Origin of the sequence: Rothia sp. (in: high G+C Gram-positive bacteria) (assembly GCF_015265375.1) — a bacterium.
Classification (GTDB): Bacteria; Actinomycetota; Actinomycetes; order Actinomycetales; family Micrococcaceae; genus Rothia.
Genome location: NZ_JABZXW010000003.1, coordinates 36,206 through 61,832, shown reverse-complemented (window position 1 = coordinate 61,832; position 25,627 = coordinate 36,206). Strand labels below are relative to the sequence as shown.

The window sequence follows — 25,627 nt, the reverse complement described above, 5'->3', positions numbered from 1 at the left end:
TCAAGAGGCCCAAACATCAACAGAACCGACAGAGGAGATAGCGTGAAGCAGGCTAAAAGCACGGTGAGCAAGGCGCCCCGCGGCGCGGGTCTGCTCGGCGTAACCTCTTCTGCCGGTTCCTCCGTGCTGGGTTCTTCTGCTCTGGATTCTTCTAGCCTGGGTGCTTCCCACCAGGAGGCACAGACCCCGCTCCAGAAAGCCGTTGACCAGTACCTCATCCACCTGCGCGTGGAACGAGGAAGCAGCGAACACACCATTGCCTCCTACGCGCGCGATTTGCGACGATACAGCACCTACATGGCGACCCTCGGCGTCATCGACCCCGAACGCATCACCACCGCGCAGGTGCGTTCCTTCATGCGGGAACTCGCCGCCCCCACCGTGCCCCTTGCCGGATTCGACGCGGGGGAGAAGAACAACCAGAACGCGAAGGAATCTCAGGAAGCGCAGGAAGAAGCCGCAGAATCGCTGGCACTGATGATCGCCTCCGAATCGGGGCGAGGGACTGGAAACGGGCGCGCTGGAAAAGGTCATGCCGGGCAGCCGGAGAAAGCTGGGGCACCAGAAAAAGAAACGCCAACCGCTGAAGGGGCACCGAACCTGCCCCTGCCGCTGGGCCCGAACTCCATCGCCCGCACCATGGCGGCAGTCCGCGGAGCACACGCCTTCTGGGTCTCCGCGCTCATCGTGCCCACCGACCCGGCGGCACCGGTCACCCCGCCAAAGAACGTTAAACGCCTACCCAAAGCAGTCAGCGTAGAAGACATCCAGCGGCTACTCGCCGTACCCGACCGCGAAACCGCCACCGGGCTACGCAATCGAGCCATCCTCGAATTCCTCTACGCCACCGGCGCGCGCGTGAGCGAAATGCTCAACGCCGATATTGACGACGTGCACTTCGAAGGAACCCTCACCGATGAAGACGGCAACCAGATTACTTTGCCCGGCTACGTTCGACTCTTCGGTAAGGGAAACAAAGAACGGCTCGTACCCATCGGAAGCTACGCCCAAAAAGCAATCCAAGACTACCTGGTGCGTGCCCGCCCCTCCCTCGTAGCGCACGGTAAAGGCACCGCCGCGCTCTTCGTCAACGGACGAGGCAGCAGACTCGGACGCCAAGGCGCCTGGCTCATCCTCAAAGAAGCCGCCGAAGCCGCCGGGCTCAGCTCTGACTTCTCGCCGCACTCCATGCGCCATAGCTTCGCAACGCACCTGCTGCAGGGCGGTGCCGATATTCGCGTGGTGCAAGAACTGCTCGGACACGCCTCCATCGCCACCACTCAGGTGTACACCAAGGTCACGCCCGAGGGGCTCATGGAGGTGTACCGCATGGCGCATCCGCGTGCTCACGAACGGGGATAAAACCCCGTCAATCCGCGGAACAGCCGCTCTTGAGGTAACCTTATAGACAACGCTTAAACTTTAAAACTTCGAATTCATTGATGAAGGTGAACCATTGACTGAAGCTCAGGCTCAAGAACTCGGCCCCACCGGTCGACCCCTGCGCGTATACCCCGACCCGGCTCCGCTGAGCAGCCACGGTCCCGCCCGCATTATCTCTATGGTGAATCAGAAGGGCGGCGTGGGTAAGACCACCTCCACCATTAACCTGGGCGCGGCGCTGGCAGAATGCGGCCGTAAGGTGCTGCTGGTCGACTTCGACCCGCAGGGTGCTCTCTCCGCCGGTTTCGGTGCGAACCCGCATGAACTGGACCTGACCGTCTACAACGTCATGATGGACCGCAAGGTCGACATCAAGGACGTCATCCTGCCCACCGGCGTGGAGAACATCGACCTGCTGCCCGCCAACATTGACCTCTCCGCAGCTGAAGTTCAGCTGGTCAACGAAGTGGCTCGCGAGCAGGTTCTCGCCTCGGCACTGCGCAAGGTCCGCGACGAATACGACGTCATCCTCATCGACTGCCAGCCCTCCCTGGGCCTGCTGACCGTCAACGCGCTGACCGCCTCCGAAGGCGTCATCATTCCGCTGATTTGTGAGTTCTTCGCACTGCGCGCCGTCGCACTGCTGGTCGACTCCATCGAGAAGGTTCAGGATCGCCTGAACCCCGACCTCGAAATCTCCGGCGTGCTTGCCACCATGTTCGATGCGCGAACCATCCACTCCAAGGAAGTTCTGGCACGCATCGTGGACGCATTCGGCGACAAGGTCTTCGACACCGTCATCAAGCGCACCGTGAAGTTCCCGGACGCATCGGTGTCTGCTGAGCCGATTCTCAGCTACGCCTCCAGCCACCCCGGCGCGGAAGCATACCGCCAGGTGGCACGCGAACTGATCTACAAGGGCGGCGCACGCTAAAGCCCCCACACCTATACGCCCTCTGCTGAGGTGACTCTCACCCTTGAGTCACACCGGCAGAGGGCGTATAATTGTGTGGATTCTAAAGACCCCGTGTACTGCTTGCCGCGAAAAATAGGCAAAGTAGAAGCCGCATCTGAGACGGCACCAACGAAGCCGGGGAGAATAAACCTAAGGAGAATAGGTCGTTTATGACCACGAACGTCGCTGCCGTGAGGGTACCGACACCGAACGCAGACACCGCCGCAAACGCCCGGACTGAGGGCCGCGGCCTGCAGAACCTGGAACGCGGTTTCACCCTCACCCTCAGTAATTTTGAGGGTCCTTTTGATCTTCTACTGACCCTGATTTCGCGCCGCAAACTCGACATCACCGAGGTGGCGCTCGCAGAGGTTACCGACGAGTTCCTCGCCTATCTGCACGCCCTCTACGCTGAGGGCACCGAACGTGCGCTCGACGAAGCCAGCGAATTCCTCGTCACCGCCGCAACCCTGCTGGAACTCAAAACCGCACGCCTGCTCCCGCAGCATCGTGAACCCCTCGAAGAGGATGTTGCACTGCTGGAGGCGCGCGACCTGCTCTTTGCCCGTCTGCTGCAATACCGCGCCTACCGCGAAGTCGCCGATATTTTTGCTGAACGCTGGGCGCAAGAAGCGCAACGTTTTCCCCGTGCGGTAGCCCTCGAAGAACGATTCGCCCAGGCGCTACCCGAACTGGTCTTTACCGGAGGCGCCGAAGAGTTCGCCCGCATCGCCGCAGCAGCGCTGAGCCGAACCCCCAAAGAGCCCGAACCGGAACCCGAAGAAATCGTTGAAGAACTCAACGAGCACCTGCACGTTCCGCTCACCACCATCGCGGCTGAAGAACACTACATTCTGCACAGCCTGCTCGATACCGCGGCGCGGGAACTGAGCTTCGCCGAACTGGTTCAAGGATCCGGCGAACTAGAAATCGCGGTGGTTCGTTTTCTGGCGCTGCTCGAGCTCTATAAAGAAGGCGCCCTGCACGTAGAACAGGACGCACCGCTCGGAGCCATTCGGGTCCGTGCGAGCGCGAGCGCTGCACAGTTCGTGATTCGCGAAGAAACAGACACTCAGGACGCGCACGAAATCGGTGAAGCGTCTGAATCACCTGAATCATCCGAATCACCCGACGTGAACGAGGAACCGGTAAAGGAGGAGCATGAGTAATCAGGGTTCACGCTTTGACCGTGAATTTACCGCTGACGACCTTGCCATCGTGAATCTGGGCTACTGGGATCCGAACGCGGATGATGACTCGGCTAATTCTGTGCCGGTAGCAGAGGATGTAGAACCTACTGTTGCGGAATCTGAACCGGCTGAGCACGAGGTAGCCGCAGTGCCTCTGGACACTGAGGCTGCCGAAGAAACTGAAGACGTTGAAGCTGCTGAAACGGCAGAGGACTTCGACAGTTCCGGCAGCTCCGACAACTCCGAGGAACTGCTAAAACCGCAGGAACCTGCGCCCCGCGCAGAGAAGAAGCCCGCGAAGATTCCGGCGGGCGGCCCCTCCACCGCACCCAGCGTGGCGGTCGATGCCGAAGCCGAGTTTTCCAAGGTTGAGGCAATCCCCGGCGGCGTCAAAAGCGCCATCGAAGCAATCCTAGCCGTCGCGGAAGCACCCGTGAGCGTCAAAGAACTCTCCGCCGCGCTCATCGTCAGCGAACGAGCCGTCGAGCACGCACTCGACCGGCTGTACCGCGAGTACAACGGCGAAGAAAGCGGCTACGGAGAAGATGAAAACCGGGTGGCACCCGAACCGCGCGGATTCCAGCTGCGGAACATTGCCGGAGGCTGGAAGCTCTACGCCCGCGACGACTTCGCCCCCTGGGTGGCACGCTTCGTGACCCGCTCCAAGAGCGCAACCCTCAGCAAGCCCGCCTACGAGACGCTCGCCGTGATTGCATACCAGCAACCGGTGACCAGGGCGAGGGTAGCCTCCATTCGAGGAGTGAACGCGGACGCGGCAATCCGCCAGCTGCTACAACGGCAGCTGATTCGTGAGGCGGGTCGAGAAGCCGGAAGCGGCGCGACCCTCTACGAAACCACGGAGCTGCTGCTGGTGAAGCTAGGGTTGAACTCCCTGGAGGAGCTACCGGCGCTCGCGCCTTTCCTGCCCGATGACACGGAAGCCGCAGTGCTTGCCGAGGGCAACGACTAAGACAACGACAACGAACCAATAAGACGAAGGAACGTTCGGGAAATGCCCGAAACGTTCGCACTATACGACAGAAAAGAGAAGAACACCATGGCATATGGAAACTCCTCCCGCGGCGGCCGCTCTGCATCCGGTCGCCCCCAGAACTCTCGCGGTGGCCGTCCCGGCGCCGGTCGTCCCGGTCAGGGCGGTAAGCCCGGCGCTAAGGGCGCATCCGCACGCGGCGGTCGCCCCGGCGCACCGAAGAGCGGCGCAGGTAAGGGCGGCGCTAAGGGCTTCGGTGACAAGAAGTTCGGCGAGAAGAAGTTCGGCGCAGGTCGTGCAGGTCGCGGCCGCGGTACCGAACTGCCCAAGCGCGAACGCCGCGCACCGGGCCGTCCCTACCGCTCCGGCGAAGCCTTCGCAAACGAGCGCGGCGAGTACCGCGTCAGCAACTACGCGGGCCCGCACCGTCCCCGCCGCCCCCGCAACGCCCCGGTAGACCACTACGAGTTCTACGACCACGACGGCGTGCGCCTGCAGAAGCTGCTGGCTCAGGCCGGTGTGGCGTCCCGCCGCGTCTGCGAAGAAATGATTACCGAAGGCCGCGTCACCGTCAACGGTGAAGTCGTGACTGAGCTGGGCGTGCGCGTTGACCCCTCCAAGGTGACCGTGCAGGTCGACGGCATGACCGTTCAGACCAACGACAAGCTCGTCTACATGGCATTCAACAAGCCCGCCGGCGTGGTCTCCACCATGGAAGACCCCGAAGGCCGCCCCTGCATCTCCGACTTCCTGCGTTCCTCCATGAGCGAGCGCGTGTTCCACGTGGGCCGCCTGGACGTCGAAACCGAGGGTCTGCTGCTGCTGACCAACGACGGTGAACTGGCGAACCGCCTCACCCACCCCTCCTACGAGGTGCCCAAGACCTACCTGGTGCAGGTTCCCGGCCCCATGGAGCCCGGCGTCGGCGCAGCCATGAAGAAGGGCATCCGCCTGGAAGACGGCGTGACCCGCGTGGACGAGTTCAAGCTGGTGGACTCCACCCCCGGCCACGTGCTCGTTGAGGTGACCATCCACTCCGGTAAGAACCGCATCGTGCGCCGACTCTTCGACGCTGTCGGCTACCCGGTTGAGCGCCTGGTCCGCGTCGAGATGGGCCCGATCCGTATTGGTTCGCAGAAGCAGGGCACCGTCCGTAACCTCTCCAAGGTCGAGATCGGTCACCTGCTCGCTTCGGTGGACATGTAATAACGCTAAGGAGTTGTCATGAACTCGCCCGCTGAGCTTTCCGCATCTGAGCTGCCCATGGACTCAACGCTGACCGGGCCGGTACTCATTATCGGCTCGGGTCTGCTGGGTGCCTCCATCGGTTTGGGGTTGCGTGCGGCAGGATGCGAGGACGTGTACGTCCAAGATATTTCACCCACCGCCGAGGCTGTGGCGCAGGATATCGGTGCCGGTACAAGCTTCTCCACCCTGTCGGAGGAGGAACGCGCCGCCCTCGCCCCGCAGCTGGTGGTGGTGGCTGCGCCTCCGGATAGTGCCGGTGCCGTGTGCGCTCGCGCGTTGAACACCTATGCGCCTCGACCGGAGGCGGGCTACCCCGGCGCCGTGGTGACGGATGTTGCCTCGGTGAAGGTGCAGCCGCTGGCTGATGTGCTTGCCTCGGGTGCGGATGCGTCCCGTTACGTGGGGTCGCATCCGATGGCTGGGCGTGAGAAGTCGGGTCCGGTAGCGGCTCGCGGTGAGCTGTTCCAGGCACGTCCGTGGATTATCTGCGAGCACGATTCGGTTCGCCCGGAGTGCGTGCGTCTGGTGCGTTCTGTGGCGGTTGAGCTGGGTGCGATTGTGACGTCTCTGAGCGTTGAGGAGCATGATCAGACGGTTGCTCTGATTTCGCATGTGCCGCAGGCGATGAGCTCGCTGTTGGCTTCGCGTCTGCAGGACACTCCGCTGTACGCGCTGTCCCTGGCGGGTCAGGGCCTGCGCGATACGGTGCGTATTGCGGCTTCGGACCCGACGCTGTGGGTACAGATTTTTGCGGCGAACGCTGACCCGATTGTGAAGACCCTCTACGGGGTGCGTGATGACCTGAACCGCCTCATCGCGACGCTGGAGAACCCGACGGCATCCGGCGCTCGCCTGGATTTGGCGCAGCTGATGAGCGAAGGTAACGCGGGTGTGAGCCGTATTCCGGGTAAGCACGGTACGGCGCCCGCCGCGTTCGCGAAGATGACGGTGCTGGTGGACGATACCCCCGGCACGCTGGCTCGTTTGCTTGCCGAAATTGGTGAGCTGGGCGCGAACCTTGAGGATTTGCGTCTGGAGCACTCGACGGGCGCCCCGGTGGGTATGGCTGAAATCTCGGTCAATCCGTCTATTCATGAGGCGCTGGTCCGCGATTTGTCGGCTCGCGGTTGGCGTGTTGTGAAGTAGAGTTAAAGCTGTATTTTCCGGCATAAAGTTTGAGACGAATTTTAAGGAGTGCTGATGCACGAGAACCCTAAACTGACGATTGCTATTGACGGTCCCTCCGGTTCCGGTAAGTCGTCTGTGTCTAAGGAAGTTGCACGCCACTTTGGTCTGGCGTACCTGGACACCGGTGCAATGTACCGTGCCGCAACCTACCGTGTGCTGGAACTTGGCATTGACCTGAACGACGCTGAAGCGATCGCGAAGGCTGTCGAGGAGATGCCCCTGGTGTTCGGTACGAACATTAAGGAAGAAGAGATTCTGATGGGCGCAACCGATATCCGTGAGGAGATTCGTAGCGAGCGCATTTCTTCGGCTGTGTCTGCTGTGGCTTCGGTTCCGGCGGTTCGTGAGCACCTGATTGGCCTGCAGCGGTGGATGATTAACCACGCTATTAACGGCATGGTCGCTGAGGGCCGCGACATTACCACCGTGGTCGCTCCCGATGCTGATGCGCGCATCCTGCTGACTGCTTCTGAAGAGGTGCGCATGGCGCGCCGTGGCCTGGAGAACTCTGAGAAGTCGGGTGCTTCGGGTGATTTGAGCAAGCAGATCGCTGAGCGTGATGCGAAGGATTCGAAGGTCAATAACTTTATGGAAGCTGCCGAGGGCGTGACCCTGGTGGACAGCTCGGATCTTGATTTTAATGCGACGGTCTCTGCAGTGATTAACGCTGTGAATGACCAGTTGAAGGCGAAGCGCGCGGGCTAGGCCCCGCCGAAACGCTGGGGGAGTGGTGCATCCGCTCCCGATAAGACGTTGAGCCGTGCTCGCGTGCTGACCAATGGGTTGGGCGCGGGGGCGGGTAGAGAAAGGAATGCGCATGGCTGAGGACGCTATCCGCGACGATTACGAAGATAAGTACCTGGGCGGTGGCGAGGACGACGTTACCGAGCGCCTCGCTGAGATTGATGATGAGACCGCTGACCAGCGTGCTCAGGCTCTGCTTGAGGGTCTTGAGGACTACGACCTGGATGAAGAGGACCGCGCCCTGCTGGGTGCCTGGGGTTTCGACATTGAGGAAGAGGAAGAGCAGCTCGCTGATCCGGTAGTGGCGATTGTTGGCCGCCCGAACGTGGGTAAGTCGACCATCATTAACCGTATTCTGGGCCGCCGTGAAGCGGTGGTTGAGGATAAGCCGGGTGTGACTCGTGACCGCGTGTCCTATAAGGCTGAGTGGCTGGGTAAGAGCTTCACCCTGGTTGATACCGGTGGTTGGGAGTCTGACGCTCGCGGTATTGATGCTCAGGTTGCTGAGCAGGCTGAGATTGCCGTGGAGCAGGCCGATGTTGTGGTCCTGGTGGTGGATGCCCGTGTGGGTGTGACCGCTTCGGACGAGCAGATTGTGCGTATGCTGCGCCGCGTGAAGAAGCCGATCATTCTGATTGCTAACAAGATTGACGACGCTCACCTGGAGCCGGAGATTTATAACCTCTGGTCGCTGGGTATGGGTCAGCCGTTCCCGGTGTCGGGTCTGCACGGTCGTGGCCTGGCGGATGCTCTGGACGAAATCCTTGAGGTCATGCCGGAGCACTCGCAGTTCGCTCAGCCGGAGGCGCTGGGCGGCCCGCGTCGTGTGGCTCTGGTGGGTCGCCCGAACGTGGGTAAGTCGTCGCTGCTGAATAAGCTGGCTGGTTCTGAGCGTGCCGTGGTGAATGACCTGGCTGGTACGACTCGTGACCCGATTGACGAGATTATTGAGCTGGGCGGCTACCCCTGGCGTTTTGTGGATACCGCGGGTATTCGCCGTCGCCAGCACATGGCTAAGGGCGCGGAGTTCTACTCTTCGCTGCGTACTCAGACTGCTCTGGAGCGTTCTGAGGTTGCCGTGGTGCTGCTGGATGTTTCTGAGCCGATTTCTGAGCAGGATGTGCGTATTGTGCAGACCGTGATTGATTCGGGTCGTGCGATGGTTCTGGCATTCAATAAGTGGGATACCCTCGATGAGGATCGCCGCGACATGCTTGAGCGCGAGATTGAGCGCGACCTGGCGCACGTGCAGTGGGCTCCTCGCGTGAACATTTCGGCGAAGACCGGCTGGCACAAGGACAAGCTGGTGCCGGCGCTGGAGCACTCGCTGGAGTCGTGGGATTCGCGTATTCCGACCGGTCGCCTGAACGCGTTCCTGGGCGAGATTGTTGCTGCGCATCCGCACCCGCTGCGTGGTGGTAAGCAGCCGCGTATTCTCTTTGGTACTCAGGTGTCTTCGCGTCCGCCGAAGTTCGTGCTGTTTACTACCGGTTTCTTGGACCCGGGTTACCGTCGCTTCATTATGCGTCGTCTGCGTGAGACTTTTGATTTCACGGGTACTCCGATTGAGATTTCGATGCGTGTGCGTGAGCGCCGCTCCCTGGGTGAGCGTCAGAGCGCGAAGGCTAAGAAGGGTAAGGGCGGCCGCCGCTAGTAGCGGGGGTGTCTGCCTGATGCCGTGTTGCTGGGCTGGCTCCCTTGCTAGGCTTGTGCTAGGCTTGGCTCCCGCGCGCTGGATTCTGTGCGGAAAATCTGCACGAAAAATCCGTGAGGAAAAGATTTTTAAGATTTTTTCTAAAAATAGGGATTCTGGCTTGCGCGGGGGTTAAAAGCCCGGTATAGTTATTCGAGTGTTCAGGGGAAACCTTGAAAACAATATCGTGAATAACGAATCGGGTTGTGGCGCAGCTTGGTAGCGCACTTGACTGGGGGTCAAGGGGTCGCAGGTTCAAATCCTGTCAACCCGACAGATAAAGCTCCGGAAGGTTTTCCTTCCGGAGCTTTTTTGTATGCCGTTTAGTGGGTTTATGTTTTGATTGCTTGGATGAGGAAATGCGGGAGTCGGCGCCAAAAACACGATTGGAAGTACCGAAGTGCACTCTCTTCCTTGAGATACCGGGGGAGTGGCTTGGACCAGCCCTCAATTCGGGGTGGGCTTTAGGTTAGTGTGCAATTATGAGCTTCAATCTAAATGTTGGAATATGCCCGATTTTGTGGGTGACGGGTGGTACATTGGTAATCAAGGAACCGCGTTTTAGGAACCAGAAACTTCAACTTCGGTACTAATTTTTCCTTGACAAATCAAGGATTAATTAGGTTTTTGTGACTAGAACACGGCTTCATTCACGCTAAATTTCATAGTCGTAAAACCAACACGAACCCAAGCAAAGGCAAATATCCCCGTGGGGTAGCCTCCCCACCGCACAAAGCAACGGGAAAACACGCCTGATGCATACGGCACACACACCGCCACGCGCACCATTGGGATGGCTTTACGACACAACTCGATCCCGTTCTATATGGACGCGGAAAGGAACACAGTACATTATGTGGCAGCAAGTCTACGACCCGCTGAACTCGAGCGCACTCTCCGCACTCGTGGCAGCAGTCCCGATTATTTTCTTCCTTCTGGGCCTCACCGTCCTGAAGCTCAGCGGTATTAAATCTGCCGTCATCTCCCTGGCGCTCGCACTCGTCATCGGTTGCGCTATCTTCGGTATGCCCGTCACCGCAGGTGCAGGCTCCATCCTCTACGGTTTCCTCTCGGGCATGTGGCCCATCGGCTGGATCGTTCTCATGGCAGTGTGGCTCTACCGCATTTCCGTGCGTTCCGGCGGCTTCGAAATCGTTCGTTCCTCCATCTCCTCCATCTCTACCGACCAGCGCATCCAGATGCTGCTGATTGCATTCTGCTTCGGCGGCTTCCTTGAAGGCGCTGCAGGCTTCGGTATCCCGATTGCTATCTGTGCTGCGTTGCTCGTGTCCCTGGGCTTCAACCCGCTCAAGGCCGCAATGTTCGCGCTGATTGCTAACGTGAGCTCCGGTGCATACGGCGCTATCGGCATCCCCGTGACCACCGCGGCAACCCGCGGCGGCGTGGACCTGCATGCACTGTCCATCGAAATGGTCCTGGTTATCCAGATCATGGCGGCTCTCATCCCCGTACTGCTTGTTGCTATTCAGGATGGCATCCGCGGTATCCGCGAGGTCGGTCTGGTAGCTCTCATGGTTGGCCTGATCTACTCCGGCGGCCAGTCCGTTCTGCTCGCAGCCCTGGGTAACCCCGAGCTGGTCGACATCATCCCGCCGCTGCTGGCACTGGTCGCTCTGGCACTGGTTATGCAGAAGTGGCAGCCCAAGCACATCTTCCGTGAGCCCACCGCTCCCTCCCTGGAAGAAGTTCAGGCTCAGCAGAGCGTCAAGCACACCGGTAGTGAAATCCTCAAAGCATGGAGCCCCTTCGTCTACCTGTCCGTCGTGATTCTGCTCTGGTCCACCGCGATGAAGCCGCTCTTTGCTAAGGGGGGTCTGCTGGCCTTCAGTAACATCACCTTCCCCGTTCCGTGGCTGCACCAGACCATCCAGCAGACCGCACCGATCGTTGCAACCCCCAAGGCAATTGACGTGACCTACACCTGGAACATCATTGGTGCTTCCGGTACCGCAATTCTGGTGGCTGCAATCATCACCATCCTGACCTCCTCCATCAGCTGGGGCGAGGCTATCGAGGAACTCGGTGCAACCTGGAAGCAGCTGCAGACCCCGATCCTCATGATCTGCCTGGTCATGTCCGTTGCTAACGTCATGAACTACGCGGGTATGATTACCTCCATCGCACTGGCTGTTGCCGCTGTGGGTGCTATCTTCCCGCTGCTGTCCCCGATCATCGGTTGGATTGGCGTGTTCGTGACCGGCTCCGTGGTGAACAACAACATCCTCTTCGCTGGCCTGCAGGCTACCACCGCACAGCAGATTGGCGTCAGCCAGACCCTGCTGGTTGCATCTAACACCGCCGGTGGTGTGATGGCGAAGATTGTTTCCCCGCAGTCCATCGCAATTGCAGCTGCTGCAGTGAACAGCTCCGGCGAGGAATCCAAGATTACCTCCATGGCGATCAAGTACAGTGCAGCACTGCTGGCTATCACCTGTGTTTGGGTTTACGTCCTGTCCCTGGTCGGCCTGTAAATAGCGTGAGTACCTGATGCGTGTAACCTACCTTCTCTGAAAGGTGAGGTACCCGCGACACGGTCTGTATCAAGCCCCCTTCTACTTCGGTAGGAGGGGGCTTTCGCATTTCTGTATTTGTGCGCTGGGGAGGAGGTTCGCGGCTAAGGAGCGCAATTATGCACATAAGTTTCATTTGTGCACACTTAAGGTCACCCTATCCTGAAGTCTCGAGGAAGACCTGTTAGCTTAGACAGATAAAGTCAAGAGCACCTAGTGAGAGGGAAAGGTTCCGCTCACCGCCGCCGCGCCCCGGTATATGGCCCCGGTATATGGCCTCGGCATATCGCCACGTCATACAACCAAACGCCCGGCAGCTCAAGACCATCACGCTTCACCGATGGACCCATCCACGACGCAAGGACCGGGGCCATCGGTTTTTATGCGGCCTAATGCTTCCATACAGCGCAGGCGCCGTACCGGAAGAAGCGACCGCTAATACACACAGACCGAAAGGAACACCCGCCCCAATGTGGCAGCAAACCTACGACCCGCTAAACGCACCGGTGCTCTCCGCACTGGTTGCCGCAGTGCCCATCATTCTCTTCCTGCTGGGCCTGACCGTCCTGAAACTCAGCGGCCTCAAATCAGCGCTGCTGACCCTCGGCACCACCCTCATCATCGGCTGTGCCATCTTCGGCCTGCCCATCACCGCAGGTGCCGGTTCTATCCTCTCCGGCTTCCTCTCGGGCGCATGGCCCATCGGCTGGATCGTACTCATGGCGGTGTGGCTCTACCGCATCGCCGTGCGCGCCGGTAACTTCGACATTGTGCGGGCATCTGTCTCCTCCATCTCGAACGATCAGCGCATCCAGGTGCTGCTGATTGCCTTCTGCTTCGGTGGCTTCATCGAAGGCGCGGCAGGCTTCGGCATCCCGATCGCTATCTCCGCGGCGCTGCTGGTATCCCTGGGTTTCAACCCCCTCAAGGCATCCATGCTGGCGCTGGTAGCTAACGCCGCATCCGGCGCATACGGCGCTATCGGCATTCCCGTGACCACCGCAGCTAAGGTCGGCGGCCTGGACACCGCGCACCTGTCCGCAGGCATGGTTCCGGTACTGCAGATCTTCGTCGCCTTCGTGCCGCTGCTGATGGTCGCAATCCAGGACGGTATGCGCGGCATCCGCGAAGTCGGTCTCGTAGCGCTCATGACCGGCGTGATCTTCTCCGGCGGTCAGGCAGCTATCCTGATACTGCTCGGCTCGCCCGAACTGGTCGACATCATCCCGCCGCTGCTGTCCCTGGTAGCACTGGCGCTCGTGATGCAGAAGTGGCAGCCCAAGCACATCTACCGCGAACCCACCGCTCCCAGCCTCGAAGAAGTTCAGGCACAGCAGAGCGTCAAGCACACCGGCGCTGAGATTGTTAAGGCGTGGAGCCCCTTCATCTTCCTCTCCGCAACCATCCTGCTCTGGTCCACCGCGCTCAAGCCCGTGTTCGCAACCACTGGTCCGCTGGGCGCCGCAACCCTGGCGTTCCCCATCCCCGGCATCCACGAGGCAATCGTCACCGGTGCAGGTAAGACCGTGACCGCAATGTTCTCATGGAACACCCTGGGCGCATCCGGCACCGCAATTCTGGTGGCGGCACTCATTACCGTGCTGACCTCGAAGATTAGCTGGGGTGAAGCCTTTGAAGAGCTCGGCGGCACCTGGAACCAGCTGAAGATGCCGATCCTCATGATCTGTCTGGTCATGTCCGTCGCAAACGTGATGAACCACGCCGGTATGACCACTTCCATTGCTCTGGCGCTCGCGGCAGCGGGTCCGGTCTTCCCGCTGCTGTCCCCGATCATCGGTTGGATTGGTGTGTTCGTGACCGGCTCCGTGACGAACGCTAACGTGCTCTTCGCGGGTCTGCAGTCCACCACCGCAGCTCAGATTGCTGTTGACCCGACCCTGCTCGTTGCCGCAAACACCGCAGGTGGCGTGATGGGTAAGATCGTCTCTCCGCAGTCCATTGCGATTGCGGCGGCGGCAGTAAATAGCGCCGGTGAGGAATCGAAGATTACCTCCATGTCCATTAAGTACAGCGCTATTCTGCTGGGCCTGGTCTGCGTCTGGTCCTTCGCTCTGTCGCTCATGATGGGCTAAAGGCCGATAACGGATTCGGTGTAACCCAGCATACGAAACCCCTCGATAAGAACCCTGCAGTTTTCTCTGCAGGAGACGAATCGAGGGGTTCTGTGCATATTCAGGGAAGTTCCAACAAGCCGGGAAGAGGCGTAGAATTACTTCTTGTGCTTGCTCCTGCATGATTCTGCACATCACCACAGATTGTGCTCCAGAAGAAAGAACGGGCAGGTGCCTAATAGAACACCTACTGCTTAAGGAAAAAACAATGCAGACGCTCGCAACGATTACTACCGTCTTTGCCTTCGTAGCAATCGCTATTCACGTGTACATCTGGATTATTGAATCATTCCTGTGGACTAAGCCCAAGGGCCGCGAGACCTTCGGAATGACCGAAGAATTTGCCGAGTCCACCAAGGAAATGGCGGCAAACCAGGGCCTGTACAACCTGATGCTCGCCTGGATTGCAGCAACCGGTCTACTTGCCTTCTGGTTCGGCTCCCCGCAGGTGGGCGTGGCGCTCATGTTCGCAGGCCTGGGCTCCATGGCGATTGCCGGTGTCTACCTGTTCCTCACCTCCCCGGATAAGCGCAAGCCGGCACTGATTCAGCTGACCCCGCCGCTGCTGGCGCTGATTTTCCTCTTCGTGATGATCTAACCCTGTGGCGATCTAATTCAGAGCGGAACCTCTCAACGTATAGAAGCCGCGTGCTTACTTCTACGAAGTGGCGCGCGGCTTTTCTGCGCCCTTGCACGCAAGCACGCCAAGCGTGGGGAGCTTAGGGCGAGGGGGCTTAGGTAAAGAGCCCCGAACAGCCTCGCCGATGCGAGTCCACCAGGTGCGCGTTGACCATACCGACCGCGCACATAAGCGCATAGGCGGTCACCGGACCCAAGAACACACCTCCTAGAGCTTTAAAAGATTTGGCAAGAAGCGCGGACTCGGGTGTATCTGTCGGGATATCCTCCAGGGTATGCGGCGCGATAGTCTCGTGTGGCGCGAAGGACCACAGCCACGCCGGCAGCCCGCCCGGTACACGTGTGCCGTCAGGCAGGGTGCGCTCGCGCATCCGGTCCAGGTCTTCATCGCTTAGCGTACGAACTCGACGGCGGCGTGCGGCTGTCGCCTCGGTACTGTCTGCCTTAGCTGAGATGGATGCCGGAGCAATGAGGGGAAGATTAATATCCTCCGCGGATGCGTCATACGGCGTGGCGGCAAGCTCACGCATCCGAAGGGTCAGTTGTGCATTGGAGATGACCGCGCGAATCTTCCGCTCGTTACGGATAATCTCTTCGTCCTGGAGGAGCCGCGCAACATCCTGATCAGTGAACGCAGCTACACGTTCGGGATCGAACCCCTCGAAAGCGCGACGAAATGCCTCACGGCGGGCAAGAATCGTGCGCCAGGAGAGGCCCACCTGAAAAGCCTCGAGGCTCAGGGCTTCGAAGAGTCCCCGCTCATCGGTGACGGGCATACCCCATTCGGTGTCGTAGTAGTCGCGCAGAAGCTCATCGGTCACCCACGTGGGGTAACTCAGGGGGTTTTCGAGGGGGTTGGCGGGAATAGTAGGCTGTGAGGTCACGGTTTCTCCTCTCTGAGAGTGCTGAGCTCATCCGAATATTTCGGAAGCATGTTCTACTTAAACAGTAGCCCTAGCGTGAGTAAATCGCAAGTATATTCGATTATATGTCGTGGTGCAGAGCAACGAAACCGAAAATAGGTACGACAAAGGGCAGAGCCCGCATCCGATGCATGCTCCGCCCTCTGATAAGTCTCAAACACCGCCGAGTGACACCGCCGGGTGACCTAGCTAGAAGAGCCGCGCCTCCCGCACCTCTTCCGGCTCCTCCAGATCCAGGAGGAACTGCTTACGCTCAACACCGCCAGCGTAGCCAGTCAAACTACCATCAGCACCAATAACGCGGTGACACGGAATCATAATAGAAACCTTATTGCGGCCGACCGCCTGCCCCACAGCCTGCGCCGGAGCGCCGGGGCCAACCGCACGCGAAATCTCGCCGTACGTGGTGGTGTACCCGGCAGGAACAGTCTTCAGGTGCTCCCACACAATCAGCTGAAAATCGGTGCCCTCAGGGTCTAGGGGCAACGTAAAAGAAGTGCGCTTGCGCTCAAAATACTCGGAGAGCTCCGCCTCGGCACGGGACAGCAACTGCGCTGCCGCATACTCACCGGCTGGCTCTTCACCTTCTGCAACGTTGTGCCCCCGCAGATAGTCACCGGGGTTTTCAATCAGTCCACCAAGCTCATGGGGGAGCGGGAAGTGCGCCTGATCCTCGTACCAGATGCCCACAATCGCATCCGTACGGGCGGCAAGGTAGAGCACGCCGACGGGGCTCGAATAGCGAGTGTACCAGCGCGCGAGTGCTTCCGGCGGCTGCGGCGAATCGGTCGCTTTGGTCATGCTCTTCCTCGTAGGCTCGTGGGCGTGTACTGCAGATGATGGTAGGGGTAAATACCCCTTTCAACCATCATAGGGGAGGGGTGCCTCCGTACCGTACCCGTAGCGGGTTTTGTCTATAACTGGCCGTTATATATGAGATGTATGCACCGCCGTTGAAGCATCTCAGGATGCCCCGTCAATTTTGCCTGAACCTGAAGAGCTGGCATTCTGTGAAGTACACACCGATACACCGCAATTCAATACTCCGGCTTCTCCACCCCGCAGCGGGTAGGGGATGGCCTGTGTTTCTCGTGCCTCAACGATGGGTTCAACGACGACTGAAATTGCAAGGAGAAACATGGAAGAGCTGAAAGACATCCGCCGACAACTCAAGGAAAACCCGGAGAGTCGAGAACTCAATAACCGTTACGTGCAGGCGTGCCTCGACATCGCGAAAGAATATACCGTTACGTCCCAGGGACATATCTTTATTTGCTCGCCCTCAGATTTAGAAGCCGTACGGTACGTCATGGCCAAGATCCCTAACGCTTCGCTTCTAGACGGCAAAACCTTGCAGGAATACAAACGCCTGGAGAGAGCCGTTACCCAGGCTCGTATAAATAGAGGTAAACCCGGTAGCAAGATGGGCATTTACTATGCCCTCATCCTTTTTATAGTGATGCCTTCCATGGCGGCACCAGTCCTTCTGCTATGGGAACTCACCGTGCTTGGCTCAGACCACACCCGCGACCCGAGAGCCCTCATTTTTCTGATTCCTGTCGCTCTCATTACCGCTGCGCTTCTCTGGGTTGGGTGGCTTGTTGAACGAATCCCCGGCTGGAAATATAACGCTCTAATCGTCGAAAAGAACAAAAGACTAGAACTAGCCAGAGCCGAAGCTGAAACGCGTCAAAGTACTGACTCAAACCGTTCAGACATGGTTGCAGTACCGGACTCTGAACCGCAATCTTAAAGTAAATGTGCCGCCTCACCGGTATTGGTGAGGCGGCACATTCGCTGTCTAGGGGATGAAGAGCTCGCTACTTAGCGGCTGCCATGTCAGAATTACGCTCCATCAGAAGTACGCTCCGTGTGGTGCAGATGCGGCAGGTGAGTCGAGTGCAGGTCGTGGCCAAGCACATCGTGCGCATCCGGGTCCTCGTTCGGGAGCACATGCGAGTACTTGGAGTAGTAGCGGTACAGCGCGTAGGCACCAATCACAGTCAGCACGATAGCAACACCCAGAGCCCACGGCACAGCGGTGGCAGAGTACAGGGCAGAGAAGAGCACCAACAACCAGGAGAGAGCAGCTGCAAGAACCGAAACGTTCATAGCAATAATTGCAAGCTTACGGCGACGGACATCAACCATAATCGGTGCGGGGAAACCCGCTCCCTCCTTCCAACGGAGCCTCTCTCCGTTCTCATGAGCACCGGAAGGTGCCAGATACGTAACCAACCGCCATCTTCGGCGACCAGAATAGAATCAAGAAGCCTATATACCTATGATACGGCGCTTGAAGTGGACATCAAAGGCAAACAAACGCTGTTAGACCAACCCCACACAACAAGTGAACGGGTATCTCAACAAGGGGCGTAAAACCAGTGATTTTTACAGCGAGATCTGCAATATGAAAAGCGAACCCCACTCATCGTTAATGCAGAGAACCCAGTAACAAGAGATAAAAGTCCGTCCGCCGCGGTACATGAAGCACCACGGCGGACGGGAGCGTAAATAAAGTATCAGCGCGAACCGTCGACTCCTATCAGGACAGCGCATGAATATGTCGCGTACGCGTCCTGTGCGGTACTGACACCTCACGAACAACACCGCGCCAGGTGACCGGCGGAAGATACCAAATTTACAAAAACCAACGGTACCCCAGCACTAATTTTTGTAGAAATTACGCCGCAATAAACGCTGAATTGAGCGTCATAAAACAGCGAAAAGCCCCGGCTGCTTCAACCCCATAGCGGGGGAGAAGCAACCGGGGCTTCGCTAGTACGCGGGCCGTGCCGTCAGGCAACGGGTGCTGCGATTAGGCGGTCGGAACGTCCTCGTCAACCCACTCGAGGGTGCGGGAGACAGCCTTCTTCCACAGGCGGTACTGGCGGTCAACCTCTGCGGGCTCCATGGAGGGCAGCCAGCGCTTGTCCTCAGCCCAGTTGTCCACAACGTCCTGCTTGCCGCTCCAGAAACCAACAGCGATACCTGCAGCGTATGCTGCGCCCAGAGCGGTGGTCTCAACAACCTTCGGGCGGATCACGGGAACGCCGAGGATGTCAGCCTGGAACTGCATGAGGAACTCGTTAGCGGTCATGCCGCCGTCCACGCGCAGTTCGGAGAGCTCAACACCGGAGTCAGCGTTCATTGCGTCGAGAACCTCGCGGGTCTGGAATGCAGTTGCTTCCAGTGCCGCACGCACAATGTGTGCGCGGTTCACGTAGCGGGTCAGACCAACGATCACGCCGCGAGCGTCGGAACGCCAGTGAGGTGCGAACAGGCCGGAGAATGCGGGAACAACGTAGCAGCCGCCGGAGTCCTTGACGGAGGTAGCCAGTTCCTCAGACTCTGCAGCGTGCTCAATCATGCGCAGGTTGTCGCGCAGCCACTGGATCAGGGAGCCGCTCATTGCGACCGAGCCTTCCAGAGCGTAGACGGGTGCTGCATCGCCAATCTTGTATGCGACGGTGGTCAGCAGACCGTTGTTGGAGAAGACGGGCTCGTTGCCGGTGTTCATGAGCATGAAGTTACCGGTACCGTAGGTGTTCTTCGCCATGCCCTTCTCGAAGCAAGCCTGACCGAAGGTTGCAGCCTGCTGGTCGCCCAGGATACCCGCGATGGGGGTGCCTCTGAGTAGACCGGTCGCGCGGCCGAAGCCGTACACCTCGGAGGAGGACTTGATTTCGGGCAGCATGCTCATGGGGATGCCCATGTCTGCAGCAATCTGCGGATCCCATTCGAGGGTGCGGATGTCCATCAGCAGGGTACGGGATGCGTTGGTTACGTCGGTGACGTGAACGCCGCCGTCAACACCACCGGTCAGGTTCCAGACCAGCCAGGTGTCGGTGTTGCCGAAGAGCAGGTCGCCGCGCTCTGCGCGCTCGCGTGCGCCTTCAACGTTGTCCAGGATCCACTTGATCTTGGGACCGGAGAAGTAGGTGGAGAGGTTCAGGCCAACGATGTCGTGGTACTTACCAACGCCCTCTTCGCCTGCGAGTTCTTCAACGATTTCCTGGGTGCGGGTGTCCTGCCAGACGATTGCGTTGTAGACGGGCTCGCCGGTGTTCTTGTCCCACACGACGGTGGTTTCACGCTGGTTGGTGATGCCGACTGCAGCGATTTCGTGGTGGTTGACTTCGCCGTTTGCCATAGCCATTGCTACGACCTTACGGACGTTCTGCCAAATCTCGGTTGCGTTGTGCTCGACCCAGCCGGCCTTGGGGAAGATCTGCTCGTGCTCGAGCTGGCCCTGAGCCACGTTCTCGCCCGCCTTGTTGAACAGGATCGCGCGGGAGCTGGTGGTGCCCTGGTCGATGGAGAGGATGTACTTGCGTTCGACGTTGAGGGTTGCGGAGTGCAGAGAAGTCGTCATTGATTTTTCCTTAGAACAAAAGAACGGGGGTATTAGAGAGGTTTAGAGGGGCAGAACTGCCGGAACGATCAGGCCTGCGAGGATAGCGCCGATGATTGGGCCAACAACCGGAACCCATGCGTAAGACCAGTTGGAGCCGGTCTTACCGGGGATGGGCAGGAAGGTGTAGGCGATACGGGGGCCGAGGTCACGTGCGGGGTTGATAGCGGAACCGGTTGCGCCACCGAGGTTCATACTGATGGATACAACGACCAGGGCAACAGCCAGGGGGCCGAGCTCGCTGGGGGTCTTACCGGATGCGATGATCCAGCCAATCAGGACGAAGGTGCCGATAATCTCGGTGAGCAAGTTCCAGCCGTAGGACTTGATGGCGGGGCCGGTGGAGAAGATGCCGAGGCGGTCGCCCGGGTCCTCATCGAAGTGCTTCTTGTAGGTGAGGTACGCTCCGGTTGCGCCGGCCATTGCGCCGAGCATCTGAGCGACGATGTACAGGGCAATGTTGCCGGGGGTTGCGGGAACGCCGGTTGCCAGGTCCTTGCCTGCGGTTGCCAGGCCAACGGTCACAGCGGGGTTCATGTGCGCACCGGAATGGAAGGAGAAGTACACGGCGGTGAACACTGCCAGACCCCAACCGAAGGTGATAACACCCCAGCCTGCGTCCTTAGCGTAGGACTTCTTGAGGGTCACTGCGGCGCATACGCCGGCACCGAGCAGAATCATGATGAAGGTACCGAAGAACTCGGAAAGTACAAAACCAAGAGTGGTGGGGGCACCGGATGCATCCACGAGAGCGGAAGAGCCGGCTGCAAGTACAGTTCCTGCGGAAACAAGAAGAGACATTGATGCTCCTTGAAGACGAAGCGTCTGGAAGGCAAGCGAACCTTTGCTCGCGCATTCCCGTGCGTCCTCACCGCACGGGCGGATCGGGGCACAACGCTGTGCTGAAATGTGTAGCGGTTGCTACGAAAATTGTTGGTTGAATGTCTGATTGAGAAGCAGATCGTACCAGTGGGCTAACCCCGTATTTAACTCGCTGCTTCTTAGCTAGGGGAATATCGTAAACGGTTATTTAACCGTCCGTCCACCCCTCACCAAAATGTGAGATAACTCATGACAGATGAGGGGTGAGCGGTTGGTTCGTGCTGAATAAACGGATACGAAAGGTGCGTGGAATCTCTAAAGATTAGAGCTTCACACGAGGTGCCACGGGGGTGACAGCCTCAATCTTTGCCGATGCCTCAGCGTCGGTGGAGGTGGACTCTGCCTCGCGCATTGCTGCAACGCGTGCTGCGTAGAGGTCGAGTTCCTCCTTGACCTTCTTATCGTCCCAGCCGAGCTCGGCACGCATGATGTCGAGGATCTCGTCTGCTGCTGCCAGGCCGCGGTCGCGCTGCTCGAGGTCGAGGCGTACGCGGCGGACCAGTACATCCTCCAGGTGCAGGGCACCTTCGTAGCGGACAGCGAAGACGACATCTGCACGCAGGAACTGGGGTGCCTTAGCCAGGGGAGCACCGAGGGAGGGGTCAGCGTCGATGAGAGCGCCGAGGTCCTCAATCTGCGCGCCGTAACGCTCGAGCAGGTGGGTGATACGGTCCTCATCCCAGCCGTAACGCTCGGCGTAGCGTGCACGGTTAGCAGCGATTGCGTGGTAGCCGTCTGCGCCGACCAGGCCGATGTTTGCGGTCACGGAGGGGCTCTGCTTAGCCTGCTCGCCCAGTGCGAAGTCGACAGCGTCGGCTGCCATCACACGGTAGGTGGTGAGCTTGCCGCCTGCGATTGCGCTCATGCCGGGTGCAACCTCGGTCACGGTGTGCTCGCGGGAAACCTTGGTGGATGCTGCGCCGTCCTTGACCTTGGGCTGCAGCAGCGGGCGCAGACCGGTGTAGGTGCCGATGATGTCCTCGCGGGTCAGCGGGTTAGCGATCAGCTTGTTGGCCTGCATCAGGACGTAGTCGATGTCCTTGCTGGTTGCGACGGGGCGCTCGCGGTCCTCGGAGTAGGGGGTGTCGGTGGTGCCGATGATCCAGTAACGCTGCCAGGGGATGATGAAGAGAACGGACTTCTCAGTCTTGGTGAAGATACCGCTGGTTGCGTTGATGCGGTCGCGGGGAACCACGATGTGAATACCCTTGGATGCCAGAACCTCCAGGCCACCTTCGGGGTTAGCGAGGGACTCGGACTCTTCGGTCCACACGCCGGTTGCGTTGATGACGTGCTTTGCGCGCACGTTCAGGCGCTCGCCGGTCTCCAGGTCTGCCAGCTCTGCGCCGATGACGCGGCCGGATGCGTCCTTGGTGAAGCCGACAACCTGGGTGCGGGATGCAGCCAGTGCGCCGTAGCCTGCTGCGGTGCGGACGACGTCGATGACGAGGCGTGCGTCGTCAACGCGTGCGTCGTAGAACTGGATTGCGCCGCTGAATGCGGAGTCCTTGATGTCGGGGAAGACGGTCTTGGTGCCGGCCTTGGTGAAGTGACGCTGGGAGGGGACGCCCTTGTTGCCGCGGGAGCCGAGGAATGCCAGGGTGTCGTACATGCCGATGCCGATTGCGGAGTATGCGCGCTCGATGACGGGCATCTTCAGGGGCCACAGGAAGGGCTGTGCGTGCACGAGGTGGGGTGCAATCTTGTTCAGCAGCAGGCCGCGCTCGGTGAGAGCTTCGGTCACGAGCTTGAAGTCGAGGTTGTAGAGGTAGCGTAGGCCGCCGTGAACGAGCTTGGAGGACCATGCACTGGTGCCTGCAGCCCAGTCACCTGCTTCGACGATACCGGTGCGCAGACCGCGGGTTGCTGCGTCGAGGGCAATACCTGCACCGGTAATGCCGCCGCCGACGACCAGGATGTCGAGTTCTTCGTTGACCATGCTCTTGAGTGCCTTGGCGCGGGACTCAGCGGTCAGCTGGGACTGCTGTGCAATGTGCTGGGAGCTCATGTAGTGCTCTTTCTTGTCGTGCCGCGTGCGCGGCGTGGGGTTTCATCTTGCAAATAGTAAAACACAATGGTGAAATAATAACCAAGTAGCTTGAACGGATTTTCACTGGGGGTCTGGGGTCGATGAACGAACGCGCTAACCACACTTATGAGGCGGCGCAGCTGTACTACATCCACAACATGACGATGGACGCTATCGCGGCTCGTCTGGGGGTTTCTCGAGCCACTGTGTCGCGTCTGCTTAAAAGTGCTCGTGAGAGCGGCATGGTGCAGATCCGTCTAGATGATTCCTTCCGTGCCCGCAGCGAGCTTGAGCGCCGCATCGGCGAGCGCTATAAAGTGCGCGTTACTCTCGTGAATGTCCGTTCGGACGCCACCCCCATCGCCCGCATGAGCCAGGTGTCCCGTACTGCGGCGGCTCTACTTGATTCCCTGATTGATAATGGAACGAGCCTGGGTGTGGCGTGGGGTTCAACCATGACTGAGATTTCTCGTCATCTGCCGCGCCGCCCACTGAAGGGCGTGACTGTGGTGCAGATGAATGGTGCCGGTAACGCGCACCATTCGGGTATTCCGTACCTGGGCTCCTTGCTGGGGCAGTTGGTGAATGCCTATGATGCGCAGGCGATTCACTTCCCGGTTCCTGCGTTCTTTGACTACGCGGACACGAAGACCGCCATGTGGCGTGAGCGTAGCGTTCAGAAGAACCTGCATGCCCAGCGCAATGTTGACCTCGCTATTTTTGGTGTGGGTGCTTTTGGTGGACCTATTCCTTCTCACGTGTATTCGGGTGGCTATTTTGAGGTGCAGGAGCAGCGTCAGTTGCGTGAGCTGGGTGTTGTGGGGGATATGTGTACGATTCTTCTGCGTGAGGATGGTTCCTGGGCTGATCTTGAGTTGAATAAGCGTGCGTCCGGTCCGACTCCGAAGGAGCTGGCTCGTATTCCGCGCCGTATTTGTGTTGCCTCCGGCACTCACCGTGTGCGTGCTCTGCGCGGTGCGTTGCGTACCGGTGCGATTACTGACTTGGTTCTTGATGATGCGCTGGCGAAGGCGCTCATGGAGAAATAGCTATAAATTATCGCCACGAGTGCGAGAGCCTGTGGTGATGGGTTAAAGGGGCACCTTGAATCTGAAAGGGTAGTGCTGAGAGTTTTCCTGGTGAAGCTCTCAAGCGTCGCCTGAACAATGTTTCAAGGTGCCCTTTAGTGTCGTCAAAAACTGCTTTCTGACCCTACAATGTGAAACGTTTGCGCACGTGAAAGCGCATATTTGTGCACTCCATTGAAGGTGTGCGCCACTCACCGTTAGAAAGAACCAACCATGACCCCCACCTATAACGCCCAGGTGAATCCCCACCTGGGCGCACCCGGCATTACCACCATGCACGGTGATGCCCAGTCCTCTGATGCTACTCCTCTTGCCGGCCCCGGCGCCGGTAACTGGAAGATTACCGGTACGAAGCTCGGCGGCGCTTGCCCGACGATTCTCGCCGGACGCGACGGCTTCATTCAGGTGCTCTGTACCCAGGTCTTCGCCCACGGCGAGTTCATTACCCCGAAGCTTTCCATCCTTGATCCGCATACCGGCCGTGAACTTTCGTACCTGGACATTCCGAAGGGCGCACTGCTCGGTGGCGTGTACGCTTACCTTGACGCGCAGGACCGTATGGTTCTGGTGGATGGCTCCCAGTGTCTGCTGCGCCTCTCCCATTCTGCTGACGGACGCAGCATCCGGGTTGATGAGCGTATTGACCTGAGCCGCATGCTCGCCCAGAGCGCCAACGACGCTGTGGTTGGTCTGGTGCCCGACTGGTCCGGTCGCATTTGGGTTGCGACGAAGAACGGCTACATTGCGGTGATTGACTCTGCCCGCGGCACGATTCGCTCGATGCGCCTGAATAAGGCGTCGATTGCTGGTGAGCGTATCGATAACTCGATTTCGGCGTGCCCGCAGGGCGTGAGCGTGGTGACTTCCCACGCTATTTATATGCTGAACGCTACCGCAACAGGTGCGCCCACCCTTAAGTGGTGGCATGCCTATGACCGCGGTAGCGCCCGTAAGCCGGGTAAGCTCGCGTGGGGTTCCGGTGCTTCCCCGACGTTCTTTGGCCCGAACGGCTCCGATTACGTGATGCTGACCGATAACTCTGATGTTCAGGAGTCGGTCATTGTGTACCGCACCGATAACGGTGCGAAGGTCGGTAGCGCTGGCTTGTTTAACGCTGGCACCTCTGGCACCGAGAACTCCATGATTGGTGTGGGTAACACGATGGTGGGTGCAAGCACCTACGGCTATCCCTACCCGAAGTACCCTGAGGGTGCCGGCCCGTCGGTTCCCGCGAACGCGCTTTTTGCCCCCGGTATGGAGCGTTGGGATATTACCAACCGTGGTCTGCGTAAGATTTGGGACCGTAAGGACGTGTACTCTTCGGCCGTTCCGCGCTATTCCACCGCTGACGGGCTGATTTACACCTGTGAGCGTCGCCGCGGTCCGGCTGGTTTGGCGAATGGTGCCTACGCCTGGGCTGTTGCGATTGATATGGAAACCGGTAAGACGATGCACGAGCAGCGTCTGCCTCAGCACGTGAGCCTGCTACTTGGCGGTGGTGACACCCTGCAGATGGTGGGCACGATTGACCGTTACGGCACCTGGTGGCAGGGCACGATTAGCGGCGTGTACCGTATCGCGAAGGCATAAGGGGAGT

The 25,627-nt window shown here is 59.2% G+C and carries 20 protein-coding genes and 1 tRNA gene; 15 read left to right on the top strand and 6 right to left on the bottom strand.

The window, feature by feature from the left end; translation table 11 throughout:
• The first annotated feature begins 42 nt into the window (after positions 1 to 42).
• The 12 genes from HXO69_RS01185 (at position 43) to HXO69_RS01130 (ending at position 14,653) form a co-directional block, all read left to right on the top strand.
• Positions 43 to 1,362 carry a site-specific tyrosine recombinase XerD gene (locus HXO69_RS01185; protein ID WP_296544813.1) on the top strand — a complete coding sequence of 440 codons (1,320 nt, stop codon included), beginning with the start codon at positions 43 to 45 and terminating at the stop codon, positions 1,360 to 1,362.
• A gap of 94 nt (positions 1,363 to 1,456) precedes the next feature.
• Entirely contained in the window at positions 1,457 to 2,317 is an 861-nt protein-coding gene (locus HXO69_RS01180; protein ID WP_005506637.1) for a ParA family protein, read from the top strand.
• Between the two features lie 191 nt (positions 2,318 to 2,508).
• The gene (locus tag HXO69_RS01175) at positions 2,509 to 3,507 is read left to right on the top strand and encodes a ScpA family protein (RefSeq protein ID WP_296544812.1); all 999 of its coding nucleotides are present in this window, start codon (positions 2,509 to 2,511) and stop codon (positions 3,505 to 3,507) included.
• Positions 3,500 to 4,498 carry an SMC-Scp complex subunit ScpB gene (gene scpB, locus HXO69_RS01170; protein ID WP_296544810.1) on the top strand — a complete coding sequence of 333 codons (999 nt, stop codon included), beginning with the start codon at positions 3,500 to 3,502 and terminating at the stop codon, positions 4,496 to 4,498. The genes HXO69_RS01175 and scpB overlap by 8 nt, the downstream gene beginning before the upstream one ends.
• An 87-nt stretch (positions 4,499 to 4,585) precedes the next feature.
• Positions 4,586 to 5,725, top strand: a complete 1,140-nt coding sequence (locus tag HXO69_RS01165) for a pseudouridine synthase (protein WP_296544808.1) — start codon at positions 4,586 to 4,588, stop codon at positions 5,723 to 5,725.
• An 18-nt stretch (positions 5,726 to 5,743) separates the two neighbouring features.
• Positions 5,744 to 6,913, top strand: coding sequence for a prephenate dehydrogenase (locus HXO69_RS01160; RefSeq protein ID WP_296544805.1), 1,170 nt, complete (start codon positions 5,744 to 5,746; stop codon positions 6,911 to 6,913).
• A gap of 54 nt (positions 6,914 to 6,967) precedes the next feature.
• On the top strand, positions 6,968 to 7,660 hold the full coding sequence (gene cmk, locus HXO69_RS01155) for a (d)CMP kinase (RefSeq protein ID WP_296544804.1): 693 nt from the start codon (positions 6,968 to 6,970) through the stop codon (positions 7,658 to 7,660).
• 112 nt (positions 7,661 to 7,772) lie between these two features.
• Positions 7,773 to 9,353 (top strand): ribosome biogenesis GTPase Der, encoded by a 1,581-nt coding sequence (gene der, locus HXO69_RS01150; RefSeq protein ID WP_070634467.1) that lies wholly within the window; start codon positions 7,773 to 7,775, stop codon positions 9,351 to 9,353.
• 239 nt (positions 9,354 to 9,592) lie between these two features.
• Positions 9,593 to 9,666 (top strand) — tRNA-Pro (locus HXO69_RS01145).
• A gap of 580 nt (positions 9,667 to 10,246) precedes the next feature.
• Complete coding sequence (locus HXO69_RS01140) at positions 10,247 to 11,884, top strand: L-lactate permease (RefSeq protein ID WP_296544802.1); 1,638 nt, start codon at positions 10,247 to 10,249, stop codon at positions 11,882 to 11,884.
• Positions 11,885 to 12,393: 509 nt separating this feature from the next.
• Positions 12,394 to 14,016, top strand: a complete 1,623-nt coding sequence (locus HXO69_RS01135; RefSeq protein ID WP_296544800.1) for an L-lactate permease — start codon at positions 12,394 to 12,396, stop codon at positions 14,014 to 14,016.
• A 247-nt stretch (positions 14,017 to 14,263) separates the two neighbouring features.
• Positions 14,264 to 14,653: a DUF1304 domain-containing protein gene (locus tag HXO69_RS01130; RefSeq protein WP_296544798.1), complete on the top strand. Its 390-nt coding sequence runs from the start codon at positions 14,264 to 14,266 to the stop codon at positions 14,651 to 14,653.
• A gap of 136 nt (positions 14,654 to 14,789) precedes the next feature.
• Here the strand turns inward: HXO69_RS01130 and HXO69_RS01125 are convergent, their stop codons facing one another.
• Both HXO69_RS01125 and HXO69_RS01120 read right to left on the bottom strand, forming a co-directional pair.
• Positions 14,790 to 15,578 carry a DNA-3-methyladenine glycosylase I gene (locus HXO69_RS01125; RefSeq protein WP_296544796.1) on the bottom strand — a complete coding sequence of 263 codons (789 nt, stop codon included), beginning with the start codon at positions 15,576 to 15,578 and terminating at the stop codon, positions 14,790 to 14,792.
• A gap of 228 nt (positions 15,579 to 15,806) precedes the next feature.
• Positions 15,807 to 16,418, bottom strand: coding sequence for a methylated-DNA--[protein]-cysteine S-methyltransferase (locus HXO69_RS01120; RefSeq protein ID WP_102034022.1), 612 nt, complete (start codon positions 16,416 to 16,418; stop codon positions 15,807 to 15,809).
• A gap of 337 nt (positions 16,419 to 16,755) precedes the next feature.
• Here HXO69_RS01120 and HXO69_RS01115 point away from each other — a divergent pair, with 337 nt between their 5' ends.
• Positions 16,756 to 17,370, top strand: coding sequence for a hypothetical protein (locus HXO69_RS01115; RefSeq protein ID WP_296544792.1), 615 nt, complete (start codon positions 16,756 to 16,758; stop codon positions 17,368 to 17,370).
• A gap of 92 nt (positions 17,371 to 17,462) precedes the next feature.
• Here the strand turns inward: HXO69_RS01115 and HXO69_RS01110 are convergent, their stop codons facing one another.
• The 4 genes from HXO69_RS01110 to HXO69_RS01095 all read right to left on the bottom strand — a co-directional run bounded on the left by HXO69_RS01110 (position 17,463) and on the right by HXO69_RS01095 (position 22,921).
• Entirely contained in the window at positions 17,463 to 17,768 is a 306-nt protein-coding gene (locus HXO69_RS01110; protein ID WP_239663434.1) for an N-acyl-D-glutamate deacylase, read from the bottom strand.
• Between the two features lie 667 nt (positions 17,769 to 18,435).
• Positions 18,436 to 19,992: a glycerol kinase GlpK gene (glpK, locus tag HXO69_RS01105; protein WP_296544789.1), complete on the bottom strand. Its 1,557-nt coding sequence runs from the start codon at positions 19,990 to 19,992 to the stop codon at positions 18,436 to 18,438.
• A gap of 42 nt (positions 19,993 to 20,034) precedes the next feature.
• Positions 20,035 to 20,832: an MIP/aquaporin family protein gene (locus HXO69_RS01100; protein WP_296544787.1), complete on the bottom strand. Its 798-nt coding sequence runs from the start codon at positions 20,830 to 20,832 to the stop codon at positions 20,035 to 20,037.
• A gap of 343 nt (positions 20,833 to 21,175) precedes the next feature.
• On the bottom strand, positions 21,176 to 22,921 hold the full coding sequence (locus HXO69_RS01095; protein ID WP_296544786.1) for a glycerol-3-phosphate dehydrogenase/oxidase: 1,746 nt from the start codon (positions 22,919 to 22,921) through the stop codon (positions 21,176 to 21,178).
• A gap of 122 nt (positions 22,922 to 23,043) precedes the next feature.
• Between HXO69_RS01095 and HXO69_RS01090 the strand changes: the two genes are divergently transcribed.
• The gene (locus tag HXO69_RS01090) at positions 23,044 to 23,991 is read left to right on the top strand and encodes a sugar-binding transcriptional regulator (protein WP_296544784.1); all 948 of its coding nucleotides are present in this window, start codon (positions 23,044 to 23,046) and stop codon (positions 23,989 to 23,991) included.
• 252 nt (positions 23,992 to 24,243) lie between these two features.
• Positions 24,244 to 25,620: a 6-pyruvoyl tetrahydrobiopterin synthase gene (locus tag HXO69_RS01085; protein ID WP_296544783.1), complete on the top strand. Its 1,377-nt coding sequence runs from the start codon at positions 24,244 to 24,246 to the stop codon at positions 25,618 to 25,620.
• The last annotated feature ends 7 nt before the right edge of the window (positions 25,621 to 25,627 follow it).